The 16,091-nt window shown below is 63.8% G+C and carries 12 protein-coding genes; 8 read left to right on the forward strand and 4 right to left on the reverse strand.

Features of this window, described 5'->3' with window-relative positions:
- Positions 1 to 174: 174 nt before the first annotated feature.
- The 6 genes from ADJ79_RS05905 to ADJ79_RS05930 all read left to right on the forward strand — a co-directional run bounded on the left by ADJ79_RS05905 (position 175) and on the right by ADJ79_RS05930 (position 3,350).
- Positions 175 to 747, forward strand: a complete 573-nt coding sequence (locus tag ADJ79_RS05905; protein ID WP_050716453.1) for an RNA polymerase sigma factor — start codon at positions 175 to 177, stop codon at positions 745 to 747.
- On the forward strand, positions 744 to 1,175 hold the full coding sequence (locus tag ADJ79_RS05910) for a DUF3619 family protein (RefSeq protein WP_050715188.1): 432 nt from the start codon (positions 744 to 746) through the stop codon (positions 1,173 to 1,175). The genes ADJ79_RS05905 and ADJ79_RS05910 overlap by 4 nt, the downstream gene beginning before the upstream one ends.
- A gap of 21 nt (positions 1,176 to 1,196) precedes the next feature.
- A complete protein-coding gene (locus tag ADJ79_RS05915; protein WP_050715189.1) occupies positions 1,197 to 1,619 on the forward strand; it encodes a DUF3106 domain-containing protein in 423 nt (140 codons plus the stop codon).
- A 77-nt stretch (positions 1,620 to 1,696) separates the two neighbouring features.
- Entirely contained in the window at positions 1,697 to 2,236 is a 540-nt protein-coding gene (locus ADJ79_RS05920; RefSeq protein ID WP_082203151.1) for an RDD family protein, read from the forward strand.
- Positions 2,220 to 2,651 carry a diacylglycerol kinase gene (locus tag ADJ79_RS05925; RefSeq protein ID WP_082203152.1) on the forward strand — a complete coding sequence of 144 codons (432 nt, stop codon included), beginning with the start codon at positions 2,220 to 2,222 and terminating at the stop codon, positions 2,649 to 2,651. Before ADJ79_RS05920 ends, ADJ79_RS05925 begins: the two co-directional genes overlap by 17 nt.
- 111 nt (positions 2,652 to 2,762) lie before the next feature.
- Positions 2,763 to 3,350 carry a TIGR00730 family Rossman fold protein gene (locus ADJ79_RS05930; RefSeq protein WP_050715191.1) on the forward strand — a complete coding sequence of 196 codons (588 nt, stop codon included), beginning with the start codon at positions 2,763 to 2,765 and terminating at the stop codon, positions 3,348 to 3,350.
- A 178-nt stretch (positions 3,351 to 3,528) separates the two neighbouring features.
- Here the strand turns inward: ADJ79_RS05930 and gdhA are convergent, their stop codons facing one another.
- Both gdhA and hisF read right to left on the reverse strand, forming a co-directional pair.
- Complete coding sequence (gdhA, locus tag ADJ79_RS05935; RefSeq protein WP_050715192.1) at positions 3,529 to 4,875, reverse strand: NADP-specific glutamate dehydrogenase; 1,347 nt, start codon at positions 4,873 to 4,875, stop codon at positions 3,529 to 3,531.
- Positions 4,876 to 4,942: 67 nt separating this feature from the next.
- Positions 4,943 to 5,704, reverse strand: coding sequence for an imidazole glycerol phosphate synthase subunit HisF (gene hisF / locus ADJ79_RS05940; RefSeq protein WP_050716455.1), 762 nt, complete (start codon positions 5,702 to 5,704; stop codon positions 4,943 to 4,945).
- Positions 5,705 to 6,117: 413 nt separating this feature from the next.
- Here hisF and ADJ79_RS14960 point away from each other — a divergent pair, with 413 nt between their 5' ends.
- Together ADJ79_RS14960 and ADJ79_RS05950 are read left to right on the forward strand one after the other, a co-directional pair.
- The gene (locus ADJ79_RS14960) at positions 6,118 to 6,321 is read left to right on the forward strand and encodes a hypothetical protein (RefSeq protein WP_050715193.1); all 204 of its coding nucleotides are present in this window, start codon (positions 6,118 to 6,120) and stop codon (positions 6,319 to 6,321) included.
- A gap of 65 nt (positions 6,322 to 6,386) precedes the next feature.
- Positions 6,387 to 6,980 carry a LemA family protein gene (locus ADJ79_RS05950; RefSeq protein ID WP_050716456.1) on the forward strand — a complete coding sequence of 198 codons (594 nt, stop codon included), beginning with the start codon at positions 6,387 to 6,389 and terminating at the stop codon, positions 6,978 to 6,980.
- 283 nt (positions 6,981 to 7,263) lie between these two features.
- Here ADJ79_RS05950 and rpoC read toward each other — a convergent pair whose 3' ends face one another.
- Positions 7,264 to 11,565 carry a DNA-directed RNA polymerase subunit beta' gene (rpoC, locus tag ADJ79_RS05955; protein WP_050715194.1) on the reverse strand — a complete coding sequence of 1,434 codons (4,302 nt, stop codon included), beginning with the start codon at positions 11,563 to 11,565 and terminating at the stop codon, positions 7,264 to 7,266.
- A gap of 148 nt (positions 11,566 to 11,713) precedes the next feature.
- Positions 11,714 to 15,826: a DNA-directed RNA polymerase subunit beta gene (rpoB, locus tag ADJ79_RS05960; protein WP_050715195.1), complete on the reverse strand. Its 4,113-nt coding sequence runs from the start codon at positions 15,824 to 15,826 to the stop codon at positions 11,714 to 11,716.
- Positions 15,827 to 16,091: the final 265 nt, after the last annotated feature.

A 16,091-nucleotide genomic window follows, 5' to 3' on the forward strand; every position in this document is an offset into this window, starting at 1 on the left:
TGGTTCCGGCCATCTGCCGCGCCCCAGTCCGCCCGCAGGCATTTGACGGACGGGTTGCCGCATGAAAGAGCGCCTTCACCGGGGCGGGAGCAGTCCGTCTTGGCAAAACCAGAAAGCGCGGCCACGGCGCGCGTCTTCATAATTTGCCGCACCTCTTGAGTTGAGCAATTGCCCTTGGCTACCGAACAGGAACTCTCCGACTTTCTCAAAAGCGTGGAAAAGCGCGCCTTCAAGCGTGCCGTCTGGCAAGTGCGCGATGACGACGCGGCGCTGGACATCGTGCAAGACAGCATGCTCAAGCTGGCGCTGCGTTATGGCGACCGCCCTGCGCAAGAGCTGCCGCTGCTGTTTCAGCGCATCCTGGCCAATCAGACGATGGACTGGTTTCGCCGCCAGAAAACGCGCGACGCCCATCTGGCCAGCGCGGCCGATCTGATCAGCGGCGATGAAGAAGAGGGCGGCCCCGACGCGCTTGAAGTGCTCCAGGCCATTGCGGGGGCCGAGGCCGCCGCCGAAAGCGCCGAAACCTCCCTGAGCCGCCGCGAAGTGCTGCGCCTGATTGAAAAGGCGCTGCAAGAGCTGCCTGCGCGTCAACGCGAAGCCTTTCTGTTGCGTTACTGGGAAGAGCTGGATGTCGCCGAAACAGCCGCCGTCATGGGCTGCTCGGCTGGCAGCGTCAAAACGCACTGCTCGCGCGCCACGCAAGCGCTGGCCCGCACGCTCCAGGCCCAGGGAATTTCGCCATGACCACCCAGAAACGCATCGACCAATTCGCCAACCGCATCGCCGCCCGGCTGGAAGGCGGCGGCGTGCCGCATGACGTCAGCGAACGCCTGCGCATCGCGCGCCAGCAGGCGCTGGCCGCGCGCAAAACCGCTGCGCTCGCCGCCGCACAGCCCGCGTCTGCCATCGTGACGCAAGGCCGCCATGCGGCGCTGGCCGCAGGCGGCGAGCCTGGTTTTGGCTGGCTGGGCTGGCTGGCGCCCGCGCTGGCGCTGGCCGCGTTGCTGGCAGGCCTGCTGGCCTTGCAGCCGCAGCAAATGCGCCTGCCCGATCCGCGCGTGGCCGAAGTCGATGCCGATCTCGTGGCCGATACCTTGCCGCCCAAAGCCTACGCAGACCCGGGTTTTCTGCAATACCTGCGCCTGACCCAGCCGCCAGCCAACGTGCATTGACTTTTGCGCCGCCCCTTCGCCATGAAATACCCGCCCCTGCCACGCTCCTTGCTGGCCGCCGTCTGCCTGCTGGCCGCCTGCGCCGCGCATGCCCAGCCGTGGACGGCGCTCACGCCGGAGCAGCAAACCGCCCTGGCTCCGCTGGCCGCCCAGTGGCCCGGGATGAGTCCCGAGCAGCAAGGCCATTGGCTTGCTTTGGCGCAAAGCTATCGCAGCATGAGCGCGGACGAGCAGGCGAGCCTGCAAAGCCGCATGCGTGAGTGGGCCGCTCTCACGCCCCAGCAGCGCGCGCAGGCGCGCCAGAGCTTTGACGAAGCCCGCAGCGTGCCCGCTGACGAAAAAAAGCTCCGCTGGGAGGCCTACCAGCATCTGCCCCGGCAAGAGCGCGAACGGCTGGCGCGTGAGCCAGCCCCGGCCATTGGCGCGCCTGACAGCGCCAGATAATCGGCCGCTCACCGCCTGCGGCGCGCGCCTGTTGCGCCGCCAGGCTTTTTTGCTTCACCCGCTCCATCCGTTTTTTCATGCCTGCCCCCCCACTGCGCCGCCGCATGGCCTGCTGGCTGTACGAGGGCGTGCTGATGTTTGGCGTCGTCGTCGCGGCGGGCCTGGTTTTCAGCATTGCCGCCCAGATGCGCCACGCGCTTGAACACCGACACGCCATGCAGGCGTTTCTCTTTCTGGTGTGCGGCATCTACTTTTGCTGGTTCTGGTCCAAGGGGCAGACGCTGGCCATGAAAACCTGGCGCATCGGCATCACCGACCGGCAAGGCCGCCCCCTCACGCAGGCGCGCGCCGCCTGGCGCTACCTGCTGTGCTGGCTGTGGTTTCTGCCCCCGCTGGCCCTGAGCGCCCCTTTTCATCTGCCTGCGGCTGAAGTGGGCGTGCTCACCCTGGGCTGGATCGCCGTCTGGGCGCTGCTCTCGCGCTTTCAGCCCGAAGGCCAGTTCTGGCACGACGTGCTCGCCGGCACGCGCCTGACGGATGCGCGCGCGCCGAAAACGCCAGCTTCGCCCGCCCCTGCCTCTTCGCCCGCTCCTGCTTCCAATGCCGACGCCGCCTGACTCACCTTCCACGCCGCAAGCCCAGGGCGCTGCGGATATTTCCAGCGGCCTGCCGCCCAAACGCACCGGTCTGGCGCGCCTGTGGCATGCCTTCGGCTACTCGCTGGCGGGCTTGCGCGCCGCCTGGCGCGAGCCCGCCTTCCGGCAGGAAGCGGCGCTGAGCTTCGTGCTCGTTCCGGCCGCCTTCTGGCTGGGCCGCAACTGGGTGGAAACCGCCCTGCTCGCTGGCTCTTGCCTCATCGTCATGGTGGCTGAGCTGCTCAACAGCGGCATCGAGGCGGCCATTGACCGCATCGGCTTGCAACGGCACCCGCTTTCCAAACGGGCCAAAGACCTGGGCAGCGCCGCCGTGCTGCTGGCGCTGCTGCTGGCTGGCGGCATTTGGCTGGCCGCCATCTGCGCCCGTTTTGCGTGAAAAAGTTGCGGGGGAGGGCGCACGCAGACTGGCTTGACGCCGGTTTTTGCTGCGCCTGGCGCTGTCAGCGCCCTCCTTTTCATTCTGGTTTCCCTCAACGCCTGTCCGTTCATGAAAGAACCCGCCTTTTCCATTTGCGTTTATTGCGGCTCCCGCTCTGGCGCTGATCCTGCTTTTGCCGCCCTGGCCGCGCAAACGGGCCGCTGGATCGGCCAGCACGGCGGCCAGCTTGTGTATGGCGGCGGCAAAAACGGCCTTATGGGCGCTGTGGCTGATGCCACGCTGCAAGCGGGCGGCCGCGTCATTGGCGTTATTCCGCAGGCGCTGGTTGAGCGCGAGCATGCCCATCGCGGCTGCACCGAGCTGCACGTTGTGCAGACCATGCACGAGCGCAAGCACCTCATGGCCGCCCGCGCCAGCGCTTTTCTGGCCCTGCCCGGCGGCATTGGCACTTTCGAGGAATTTTTTGAAGCCTGGACGTGGCGCCAGCTCGGCTATCACGCCAAGCCCATTGGCCTGCTCAACCATGACGGCTTCTACGACGGCCTGCTGTCTTTTCTGCGCCATAGCCAGGCGCAAGGCTTCATGTCCCCCGATTTGATGGCGCTGGTTGATGTCGATACCCATCCAGCCGCCCTGCTGGAGCGCCTGGCCCGGGGCGCAGATGGCGAATTCAGCCCGCTTGCGGCGTCTTTTTAGCTCTTTTATCTATAGCATGACGTCCTAGTGGAATGTGCGCAAAGCGGTATTTTGACCCCTTTGAATCAGCTCCTGATTTTGATGGCGCCGGGCCAGAGGAGCCGGATGGAAGGCCAGAAGATCAAAAAGGCGCCAGGCGCGCGCCGCAAATGAAAAAGGGTGGCTGGGCCACCCTTTTTCAGACCACGCCCTGGGCGAGCATGGCATCGGCCAGCTTGACGAAGCCGGCGATGTTGGCGCCTTCCACGTAGTTCACCGCGCCCTGGGCGCGCTCGCCGTAGCGCACGCAGTTTTGGTGAATGTCTTTCATGATGGCGTGCAGGCGCTCGTCCACTTCCTGCGCCGTCCAGCCCAGCCGCATGGCGTTCTGGCTCATCTCCAGGCCCGAGGTGGCCACGCCGCCCGCGTTGCTGGCCTTGCCGGGCGCGTAGAGCGTGCCAGCGGCCAAAAAGACATCCACCGCTTCCAGCGTGCTGGGCATGTTGGCACCTTCGGCAACGCAGAGCACGCCGTTTTTGACCAGCGTTTTGGCGTCTTCGCCGTCCAGCTCGTTTTGCGTGGCGCAAGGCAGGGCGATGTCGGTTTTGACGTGCCAGGGGCGGCTGCCGGGCAGGAAAGTGAGGCCATGCCGCGCCGCGAAGTCGGCCAGGCGGCCGCGCTGCACGTTTTTCAGCTCCATCACGGCCAGCACTTGTTCGCGGCTCAGGCCCGCTTCATGCACCAGCGTGCCGCCCGAGTCCGACAGGGTGATGACTTTCGCGCCCATCTCCAGCGCCTTTTCGGCGGCGTACTGGGCCACGTTGCCGCTGCCGCTGATGGACACGCGCTTGCCTTCAAAGCCTTCGCTCTTGCGCGCGAGCATTTCCTGCGCGAAGTAGGCCACGCCGTAGCCCGTGGCTTCGGGGCGCATCAGGCTGCCGCCAAAGCTCATGCCTTTGCCGGTGAAGACGCAGGCGGCGCTGTTGCTGAGCTTTTTCATCATGCCGGCCATGTAGCCCACTTCGCGTGCGCCCACGCCAATGTCGCCAGCGGGCACGTCGGTGTCAGGGCCGATGTGGCGGAACAGCTCCTGCACCAGCGCCTGGCAAAAGCGCATGACTTCGGCGTCGCTCTTGCCTTTGGGGTCAAAGTCGGAGCCGCCCTTGCCGCCGCCCATGGGCAGCGTGGTGAGCGCGTTTTTGAAGCTTTGCTCGAAGGCCAGGAATTTCAGAATCGACAAATTCACGCTGGGGTGAAAGCGCATGCCGCCCTTGTAGGGGCCAATGGCCTTGCTGTGCTGGATGCGAAAGGCGCGATTGACTTGCGTGCGGCCCTGGTCGTCGGTCCAGCTCACGCGAAACTGCACCACGCGGTCCGGCTCGCACAGGCGCTCCAGCAGGGCGTATTCGCGGTACTGCGGGTTCTTCTCCAGGAAGGGCCAGAGGCTGGTAAGCACCTCGCGCACGGCTTGCAGAAATTCCGGCTGGTCCGGATCGCGCCGCTGCACATTGCGCAGAAAGTCTTCAAGGCTGGTTGTGGCTGTCATTTTTTCTCCTTTTCGTGGAAATAAACGTGATAAAGCGGCCCAGCCAGGCCGCCATTCGCCATGATATTCACTGCCTGACCGTGATACCGCGCTCTGCCATGCGCGCCTTGGCCTCGGCCACGGTGTGCTGGCCGTAGTGGAAGATGCTGGCGGCCAGCACGGCATCGGCCAGGCCTTGCTGCACGCCGTCGGCCAGGTGATCCAGCGTGCCCACGCCGCCAGAGGCAATCACGGGCACCGGCACGGCCTCGGCCACCGCGCGCGTCAGCGCCAGGTCAAAGCCGCTTTGCGTGCCGTCGCGGTCCATGCTGGTGAGCAATATTTCGCCCGCGCCCAGATCGGCCATCCGCCGCGCCCAGGCCACGGCATCCAGCCCCGTGTTCTGGCGGCCGCCGTGGCTGTACACCTCCCAGCCCGCGCCATCGGCGCGGCGCTTGGCGTCAATGGCCACCACGATGCACTGCGCGCCGTATTTGGCCGACGCCTCGCCAATCACCTCGGGGCGTGCAATGGCCGCCGAATTGAAGCTGGCCTTGTCCGCCCCCGCGTTCAGCAGGCGGCGCACGTCTTGCACGGTGCGCACGCCGCCGCCCACGGTGAGCGGAATGAACACGCGCGAGGCCACGGCTTCGATGATGGGCAGGATCAGATCGCGCCCGTCGCTGGTGGCGGTAATGTCCAGAAACGTCAGCTCATCGGCGCCCTGCTCGTTGTAGCGCGCGGCCACTTCCACCGGATCGCCCGCATCGCGCAGGCCCGTGAAGTTCACGCCCTTGACCACGCGGCCCGCAGTCACGTCAAGACAGGGAATGATGCGTTTGGCAAGCATGTTTGGTTTGACAGATGAAGGGTTGCTGACAGAATCCGCCGCCATGACAGCCTTGGCCATTTCTGACAACGGGCGCGTGCTCATTCCCGCCGCGCGCCTGCACGCCGAAGTGCGTGATGGCCGCCTGGCGCTCACGCCAGCTTCCCGGCGGTACGCCAACGCTACGCGGCGCTACGCGCCTATTTTGACAGCCACCTGCCGCCCGCCGAAGGGCGCAGCGCGGCCGACGAATTCATTGCCGAGCGCCGCGCCGAAGCCGAAGCCGCGCACGAGGCCAGCGACGGCCAGCCGGGCACATAGGCGGAAGAAGGCGTGATTTCGCTCCTTTGGCAATAGCAATACCTCCCCGCAGAAACTGCGCGAAACGCCTTTTAAACTTCCTTGAATTGCTCCTCTTTTTGATATGAATCTGCATGCCAGCCGTTCACGTCATTGACGCCTTCGTGCTCATCGCCATCTCGCGCGGCGAGGCGGGCGCCAGACTGCTGAAAATGGGCCTGCCGCCTGCCGGACCGCCCCCCGCGCGCTGGAACAGTTCAGTCTGGGCGCAGCCGCCTTTGCCCATACGCAGGCGCTGGCGCATGTGCAGCAGGCTATCCGCATTGCCGTGCAGCTGATCCGCTGCCCCCTTTTCACTCTCCAAGGAATCGCCATGAAACATTCCCTGCAACGTCTGCCCTCCCTGCCCCGCCTGGCCGCCGCCTGCGCCCTGGCGCTTGCGCTGGCAGGCTGCGGCTATAACGACTACCAGCGTCTGGACGAAGAAACCCAATCTGCCTGGAGCGAAGTTGTCAATCAGTACCAGCGCCGCTCCGACCTGGTGCAAAACATGGTCAACACCGTCAAAGGCGAAGCCAACTTCGAGCAGGAAACGCTCACCAAGGTGATTGAAGCGCGCGCCAAGGCCACCAGCATCCAGGTCACGCCCGAAACCCTGCAAGACGCGACAAAGCTCCAGCAATTCCAGGCCGCGCAAGGCGAACTCTCCAGCGCCCTCAGCCGCCTGATGGTCACCGTGGAGCGCTACCCCGATCTGAAAGCCAACCAGGCGTTCGCCGACCTGCGCGTGACGCTCGAAGGCACCGAAAACCGCATCACCGTCGCCCGCAACCGCTACATCCAGGCCGTGCAGCAATACAACGTGCTGCGCCGCAGCTTCCCCACCAACCTCACGGGCATGGTGTTCGGCTACGCACCCAAGCAGAACTTCACCGTCGCCAACGAAGCAGCCATCTCCACCGCACCCACGGTGGATTTCAGCAAGCCCGGCCAATAAGGCCCGCGTAGCCCTGGTTCCGCTCCAGCCACAACGGCCAGTTCAGGGGCATCAAAAACAGGAGCGAATTCAGGCCTGCTGAAATACCCGTCAGCGCAATATCTACCAAGACCTATAGCTATCGTAAAAATAGCAAATCCAGCGCTTTCTGCCCTGTCCGCGCCAGGCTGCGCGCGAACTCTGGCGCTCTCCTTGCGCGGCTGACCAAAGGCGAAAAAAAACGCCCCGGCGCTCGCTGGGGCGCGAGGGCCGGGGCGCTGGGCCGCAAGGAGCCGGGCGGGCTTTATTCGGCGGCGGGGGCGTCGCCGTCGGCGGCTTCGGCGCTGTCAGCCACGCCAGCCAGGGCTTTGAAAGCCTGGGCGATGGCGTCCACATCGGCGGCGCTGGCAGCTTCTTCGCTGACTTCAGCCAGGTCAGCCTCGGCTTGCACTTCTGCTTCAGCGATGGCGCGGCGCTCGGCTTCGTCCATGACTTCTTTGGCCTTGCGGGCCTGGTGGTAGGCCAGGCCGGTGCCGGCAGGAATGAGGCGGCCGACGATGACGTTTTCCTTCAGGCCGCGCAGGTCGTCGCGCTTGCCCATGATGGCCGCTTCGGTGAGCACGCGCGTGGTTTCCTGGAAGGAGGCGGCGCTGATGAAGCTGTCGGTGGACAGGCTGGCCTTGGTGATGCCCAGCAGGATGTTGGCGTAGGTGGCGGGCGTTTTGCCTTCGGCGCGCAGGGCGTCGTTGGTGTTGAGGATTTCGCTGCGCTCGACCTGCTCGCCGGTGATGTAGTCGGAGTCGCCAGGGTTTTCAACGACCACGCGGCGCAGCATCTGGCGCACGATGACTTCGATGTGCTTGTCGTTGATCTTCACGCCTTGCAGGCGGTAAACGTCCTGCACTTCATCGACGATGTAGCGGGCCAGCTCTTCCATGCCCAGCAGGCGCAGGATGTCCTGCGGGTCGGCGGGGCCGTCCACGATGCTTTCGCCCTTGTTGACGACCTGGCCTTCGTGGACGAGGACGTTTTTCTCCTTGGGGATGAGTTCTTCCCACACCTTGCCTTCGGCGTCGGTGATTTGCAGGCGGATCTTGCCCTTGGTTTCCTTGCCGAAGGAGACGGTGCCGGTCATTTCGGCCAGCACGCCCTTGTCTTTGGGGCTGCGGGCTTCAAACAGCTCGGCCACGCGAGGCAGACCGCCGGTGATGTCGCGGGTTTTCTGGCCTTCCATCGGCACGCGAGCGAGGACTTCGCCAGGGCCGACTTCCTGGCCGTCGCGCACCTGGATGAGCGCGCCGACCTGAAAGCCGATGGCCACGGGGTGGTCGGTGCCGGGGATCTTGACTTCCTGGCCTTGCGCGTCGGTGAGCTTGACCAGCGGACGCACGATCTTGGTGGAGCCGGCGCGCTTGGGGTCGATGACGGTGAGGGTGGACAGGCCGGTGATGTCGTCCGACGAGCGGGCCACGGTCACGCCTTCTTCCATGTTTTCGAACTTCACCGTGCCGGCGTATTCGGTGATGATGGGGCGCGTGAGCGGGTCCCAGTTGGCGAGGATGGCGCCGGCCTTGACGGGCTGGTCGGCCTTGACGGCGAGGGTGGCGCCATAGGGCACCTTGTGGCGCTCGCGCTCGCGGCCGAATTCATCGACGACGATGATTTCGCCGGAGCGGGAGATGACGACCAGCTCGCCCTTGGTGTTGGTGACGTAGCGCATGGCGGCGTTGAAGCTGATGACGCCGCTGGAGTGCGCCTCGACGCTGGAGGCCACGGCCGCACGCGAAGCCGCGCCGCCAATGTGGAAGGTGCGCATGGTCAGCTGCGTGCCCGGCTCGCCGATGGACTGCGCGGCAATGACGCCGACGGCTTCGCCCACGTTCACAAGGCCGCCACGGCCCAGGTCGCGTCCGTAGCACTTGGCGCACACGCCGAAGCGGGTGGCGCAGGTCAGGGCGGTGCGCACGCGCACTTCGTCGATGCCGGCGGCTTCGAGGTCGTCAATGGCGTCTTCGTCGAGCATTTGCCCGGCCTTGACGACGACTTCACGCGTTTCAGGATTGACGAGGTCTTCGGCGGCGGTGCGGCCCAGGATGCGCTCGCGCAGCGATTCGATGACTTCGCCGCCTTCGACGATGGCGCGCATGAGCGAGCCGTCAGCCGTGCCGCAGTCTTCTTCGGTGACCACAAGGTCTTGCGTCACATCCACCAGACGGCGCGTGAGGTAGCCGGAGTTGGCGGTTTTCAGCGCCGTGTCAGCCAGGCCCTTGCGCGCGCCGTGCGTGGAGATGAAGTACTGCAACACGTTCAACCCCTCGCGGAAGTTGGCGGTGATGGGCGTTTCGATGATGGAGCCGTCCGGCTTGGCCATGAGGCCGCGCATGCCGGCCAGCTGGCGGATCTGGGCGGCGGAGCCGCGCGCGCCGGAGTCGGCCATCATGTAGATGGAATTGAAGGACTCCTGATCGACTTCCTGTCCGTTGCGGTCTTGCACTTTCTGCTTGGCCAGCTGGCCCATCATGACCTTGGAGATTTCATCGCCCGCCTTGCCCCAGATGTCCACCACTTTGTTGTAGCGCTCGCCTGCGGTGACAAGGCCGGCGTTGAACTGCTCGGCGATTTCTTTCACCGCGGCCTCGGCGCGGGCAATGATTTCGGGCTTTTGCGGGGGCACGAGCATGTCTTCAATGGCAATGGAGATGCCCGCGCGCGTGGCCAGCCGGAAGCCGTTTTGCAAGAGCTTGTCGGCCATGACGACGGTGTCCTTGAGGCCGCATTTGCGGAAGGAGGCGTTGATGAGGCGGGAGATTTCCTTTTTCTTCAGCGCCTTGTTCAGCAGGGCGAAGGGCAGGCCCTTGGGCAGGATTTCCGACAGCAGGGCGCGGCCCACGGTGGTGTCCACCAGGCGGGTGGAGGGGGCGAGTTCGCCCGTGGCCTTGTTCTTGGTCCATTCGGTCAGGCGCACGGTGACTTTGGAAGTCAGCTCCACTTCGCCCGCGTCCAGCGCGCGTTGCACTTCGCCTATATCGGCGAACACCAGGCCTTCGCCCTTGCCGTTGATTTTTTCGCGCGTGGCGTAGTACAGGCCCAGCACCATGTCTTGTGAGGGCACGATGGAAGGCTCGCCGGAAGCGGGGAAGAGCACGTTGTTGGAGGCCAGCATGAGCGTGCGCGCTTCCATCTGCGCTTCCACGCTCAGGGGCACGTGAACGGCCATCTGGTCGCCGTCAAAGTCGGCGTTGAAGGCGGCGCACACCAGCGGGTGCAGCTGGATGGCCTTGCCTTCAATCAGGATCGGCTCGAACGCCTGGATGCCCAGGCGGTGCAGCGTGGGCGCGCGGTTGAGCAGCACGGGGTGCTCGGTGATGACTTCTTCCAGAATGTCCCACACCACGGGGGTGCCGGCTTCCACTTCCTTCTTGGCGGCCTTGATGGTGGTGGCAATGCCCATCTGCTCCAGCCGGGCGAAGATGAAGGGTTTGAAGAGTTCGAGCGCCATCAGCTTGGGCAGGCCGCACTGGTGCAGCTTGAGCGTGGGGCCGACGGTAATGACCGAGCGGCCGGAATAGTCCACGCGCTTGCCCAGCAGGTTCTGGCGGAAGCGCCCGCTCTTGCCCTTGATCATGTCGGCCAGCGACTTCAGGGCGCGCTTGTTGGCGCCGGTCATGGCCTTGCCACGGCGGCCGTTGTCCAGCAGGCTGTCCACGGCTTCTTGCAGCATGCGCTTTTCGTTGCGGGCGATGATTTCGGGCGCTTTCAGCTCCAGCAGGCGGCGCAGGCGGCTGTTGCGGTTGATGACGCGGCGGTAGAGGTCGTTCAGGTCGCTCGTGGCAAAGCGGCCGCCATCCAGCGGCACCAGCGGGCGCAGGTCGGGCGGGAGCACGGGCAGCACTTCCAGCACCATCCATTCGGGCTTGATGCCGGATTTGCGGAAGGCCTCCAGCACTTTCAGGCGCTTGGTGTTTTTCTTGATCTTGACTTCGGAGCCGGTGAGGTCGCCGCGCAGCTTCTCGATTTCGGCTTCCAGATCAATGTTTTCCAGCAGTTCCTTGATGCCCTCGGCGCCCATGCGGGCGGTGAACTCGTCGCCGTATTCCTTGTACTTGGCGTCGTAGTCGTCTTCGGTGAGGATGCTGTACTTCTTCAGCGGGGTCATGCCGGGGTCGGTGACGACGTAGGCTTCGAAATACAGCACGCGCTCGATGTCGCGCAGCGTCATGTCCAGCACCATGCCCAGGCGGCTGGGCAGGGACTTGAGGAACCAGATGTGGGCGCAGGGCGCGGCCAGGTCAATGTGGCCCATGCGCTCGCGGCGCACCTTGGTCTGCGTGACTTCCACGCCGCACTTTTCGCAGATGACGCCGCGATGCTTGAGGCGCTTGTACTTGCCGCACAGGCATTCGTAGTCCTTGATGGGGCCGAAGATCTTGGCGCAAAACAGGCCGTCGCGCTCCGGCTTGAAGGTGCGGTAGTTGATGGTTTCGGGCTTCTTGACTTCGCCAAAAGACCAAGAGCGGATCTTTTCGGGCGAGGCCAGGCCGATGCGGATGGCGTCAAAGTGCTCATCCGGCGTGAATTGCTTGAACAGATCGAGCAAGGATTTCATGTGACTGTTTCCCCAATTGCTTCAAATTTGATAGCTGCCCGCACCCATTCCACTAGGACTTGCGGCCGATTTGGCTCTGAAAACTGCGGCCAGTGGCGCATGGAAAGGCGTTTCATGGATGCGGCGGCGGGCAGGGCCGGGCGCGGCTTCAGGTGCGCTCCAGTTCGATATCCAGACCCAGCGAGCGGATTTCCTTGACCAGCACGTTGAAGGACTCGGGCATGCCGGCGTCGATGGCGTGCTCGCCCTTGACGATGGACTCGTACACCTTGGTGCGGCCCTGCACGTCGTCAGACTTGACGGTGAGCATCTCTTGCAGGGTGTAGGAAGCGCCATAGGCTTCCAGCGCCCACACTTCCATCTCGCCAAAGCGCTGGCCGCCAAACTGTGCCTTGCCGCCCAGCGGCTGCTGCGTGACCAGCGAGTAGGGGCCGGTGGAGCGGGCGTGCATCTTGTCGTCCACCAGGTGGTGGAGCTTGAGGTAGTGCATGTAGCCCACGGTGGTCTTGCGCTCGAAGGGGTCGCCCGTGCGGCCGTCATACAGCTGCGCCTGGGTGCGCGTGGGCGTCAGGCCCTTGGCCTGGGCGATGTCGTCGGGGTAGGCGATCTTGAGCATGTCCAGGATTTCCTGCTCCGTGGCGCCGTCGAACACGGGGGTGGCGAAGGGCATGCCGGAGGTCAGCTCCTGCGCCATGGCGCGCACGTCCTTGTCGGAGAGTTTGTGGATCTCTTCCTTGTGGCCCGTGGTGTTGTAGACCTGCTCCAGGAAAGCGCGGATTTCGGCCAGATTGGCTTCGCGCTTGAGCATGTCGCCAATGCGCTGGCCGATGCCCTTGCCCGCCCAGCCCAAATGAACCTCCAGCACCTGCCCGATGTTCATGCGCGAGGGCACGCCCAGCGGGTTGAGCACGATGTCCACGGGCGTGCCGTCGGCCATGTAGGGCATGTCTTCCACCGGCGTGATCTTGGAAACCACGCCCTTGTTGCCGTGGCGGCCGGCCATCTTGTCGCCCGGCTGCAAATGGCGCTTGACGGCCAGATAGACCTTGACCATTTTGAGCACGCCGGGAGGCAGCTCGTCGCCCTGGGTGAGCTTCTTGCGCTTTTCTTCAAAGGCCAAGTCAAACACGTGGCGCTGCTGCTCAATGGAAGCCTTGATGCTTTCCAGCTGCGCGGCCACATCGTCATCGGCCGGACGGATGTCGAACCAGTGGTATTTATCCACTGACTTGAGGTAGTCCTTGTCGATCTTGGCGCCTTTGGCGATGTGGTTGGGGCCGCCGTTGGCGATCTTGCCGTTCAGCAGTTTCTCGATGCGGTCGAACGCGTCGGCTTCCACGATGCGGAGCTGATCGTTCAAATCCAGCCGGTAGCGCTTGAGTTCGTCATCGATGATCTGCTGGGCGCGCTTGTCGCGCTGGATGCCTTCGCGGGTGAAGACCTGCACGTCAATCACGGTGCCGCTGGAGCCTTGATCAACGCGCAGCGAGGTGTCTTTCACGTCGCTGGCTTTCTCGCCGAAGATGGCGCGCAGCAGTTTTTCTTCCGGCGTGAGCGTGGTTTCGCCCTTGGGCGTGACCTTGCCGACGAGCGTGTCGCCAGGCTGCACTTCGGCGCCCACGTAGATGATGCCGGACTCGTCCAGGCGGCCCAGCTGCTGCTCGCTCAGGTTGGGAATGTCGCGCGTGATTTCTTCCGGCCCCAGCTTGGTGTCGCGCGCCATGACCACCAGCTCTTCAATGTGGATGCTGGTGTAGCGGTCATCGGCCACCACTTTCTCGGAGATCAGGATCGAGTCTTCGTAGTTGTAGCCGTTCCAGGGCATGAAGGCGATCAGCATGTTCTGGCCGATGGCGATTTCGCCCAGGTCGGTGGAAGCGCCATCGGCGATCACGTCGCCCTTGGCCAGCTTGTCGCCGCGCTTGACGATGGGGCGCTGGCTGATGTTGGTGTTCTGGTTGCTGCGCTGGTACTTGATGAGGTTGTAGATGTCCACGCCCACTTCGCCAGCCACGGCTTCGGCATCGTTCACGCGGATGACGATGCGGGTGGCGTCAACGTACTCCACCACGCCGCCACGGCGGGCCGTGACGACGGTGCCGGAGTCCACGGCGGCCACACGCTCGATGCCGGTGCCCACCAGCGGCTTTTCGGGCCGCAGCACAGGCACGGCCTGCCGCGACATGTTGGCGCCCATCAGGGCGCGGTTGGCGTCGTCGTGCTCCAGGAAGGGCACCAGCGAGGCGGCCACGGAAACGATTTGCGCAGGCGACACGTCCATGTACTGCACGCGATCGGCGTTCACCAGCACGGAATCGCCGTTTTCGCGGGCGGAAACCAGCTCATCGGTCAGGCGGCCTTTTTCGTCCAGCGCGGCATTGGCCTGGGCAATGACGTATTTGCCTTCCTCAATGGCGGAGAGGTAGTCGATGTCGTTCGTGACCTTGCCATCCACCACGCGGCGGTAGGGCGTTTCGATGAAGCCGTATTCGTTCAGGCGCGCGTACAGGGCCAGCGAATTGATGAGGCCGATGTTCGGGCCTTCTGGCGTTTCGATCGGGCACACGCGGCCATAGTGGGTCACGTGCACGTCGCGCACTTCGAAGCCCGCTCGCTCGCGCGTCAGGCCGCCCGGCCCCAGAGCTGAAACACGGCGCTTGTGCGTGATTTCGGCCAGCGGGTTCGTCTGGTCCATGAACTGCGACAGCTGCGAAGCGCCGAAGAACTCTTTCAGCGCTGCCGAAATCGGCTTGCTGTTGATGAGGTCATGCGGCATCAGCGGCTCTTGCTCGGCCTGGCCGAGACGCTCTTTCACAGCCTTCTCGATACGGGCCAAGCCCGTGCGGTACTGGTTTTCGGCCAGTTCGCCCACGCAGCGCACGCGGCGGTTGCCCAGGTGATCGATATCGTCCACCTCGCCGCGTCCATTGCGCAGCTCAACCAGAATCTTCACGACATCCAGAATGTCTTCATTGGTCAGCACCATGGGGCCGGTGGAATCTTCGCGGCCGACCTTGGCGTTGAACTTCATGCGTCCCACGCGGGAGAGATCGTAGGTGTCGGGGTTGTAAAAGAGGCGCTGGAACAGGGCCTGCACCGCATCTTCGGTTGGCGGCTCGCCGGGGCGCATCATGCGGTAGATGGCAATGCGCGCGGCCAGCTCGTCCGCCGTTTCGTCGGTGCGCAGGGTTTGCGAGATGTAGGCGCCCTGATCCAACTCGTTGGTGTAAATGCACTGGATGTCCTGCACGCCCGCCTCGCGCAGCTTGGCCAGCAAGGCTTCCGTCAGCTCGTCATTGGCCTTGGCAATGACTTCGCCCGTGTCGCCATCCAAGAGATCCTTGGACAGGACGCGGCCCAGCAGGAATTCTTCCGGCACGCTGATGTGCGTGGTGCCAGACTGCTCCAGCTCGCGCGCATGCCGGGCGGTCACGCGCTTGTCCTTGGCAACGACGACCTTGCCTGCCTTGTCCGTGATGTCGAACCGCGCCACTTCGCCTTTGAAGCGGCTGGCCACAAATTCCATTTGCGCGCCACTGTCCATCAGACGGAAATTGTCGTTGACGAAGAAATACGCCAGGATCTGCTCCGGACTCATGCCTATGGCCTTGAGCAGGATCGTCACAGGCATTTTGCGGCGGCGGTCCACCCGGAAAAACAGAATATCTTTCGGATCGAACTCAAAGTCCAGCCAGGAACCGCGATAAGGGATGATGCGGGCGGAAAACAGCAGCTTGCCGGAACTGTGCGTTTTGCCCTTGTCGTGCTCGAAAAATACGCCGGGGCTGCGATGCAGCTGAGAAACGATGACACGTTCCGTGCCATTGACGATGAATGAGCCTTTGTCGGTCATCAGGGGCACTTCGCCCATGTAAACCTCTTGCTCCTTGACTTCCTTGACTACCTTGTTCTGGGCGGTCGAGGACTCGCGGTCGTAAATAATGAGCTGCACGCGCGCGCGCACTGCGGAAGCGTAGGTCAGACCACGCGTTTGGCATTCACGCACGTCAAACGTGGGCTTGGCCAGGTTGTATTCAATGAATTTCATCTCGACAAAGCCGTTGTGCGAGATGATGGGAAAAGCCGATTCGAATGCCGCCTGCAGGCCTTCATGCGTGCGCTTCTTCGGGGGCGTATCTGCCTGCAAAAAAGCCGTATAGGCGTCTTTTTGCATTTGCAGCAAATAAGGAATTTTTAGTACGCTTTCGCGTGTGCCAAAGCTCTTGCGAATGCGTTTGCGCTCTGTGAATGTGTAGGCCATGAAATCTCCGGGCGGTGATCGGGGCAGGATGTCTGGCGACTGTTCACGCCGCTTCGCAAATCAGCGCGGAACGCTGGTTTGCGTAAGCAGCAGCTTGGCGGCTGGCCTCTACCAACCAATGGCAGACGGCTGCGCATTGCACGCAGCCCGAACCAAGGATCTTCTTAGTCGGAAGTCAGAAGACACTTGAAAGCTCCTGCTCAACACGGAAGCTTTCAAGTGCAATCTGAAACGCAAAAAGGCTGGTCGCAAAACCAGCCTTGCC

Source organism: Ottowia sp. oral taxon 894 (genome assembly GCF_001262075.1).
In the GTDB taxonomy this organism is placed as follows: domain Bacteria; phylum Pseudomonadota; class Gammaproteobacteria; order Burkholderiales; family Burkholderiaceae_C; genus Ottowia; species Ottowia massiliensis.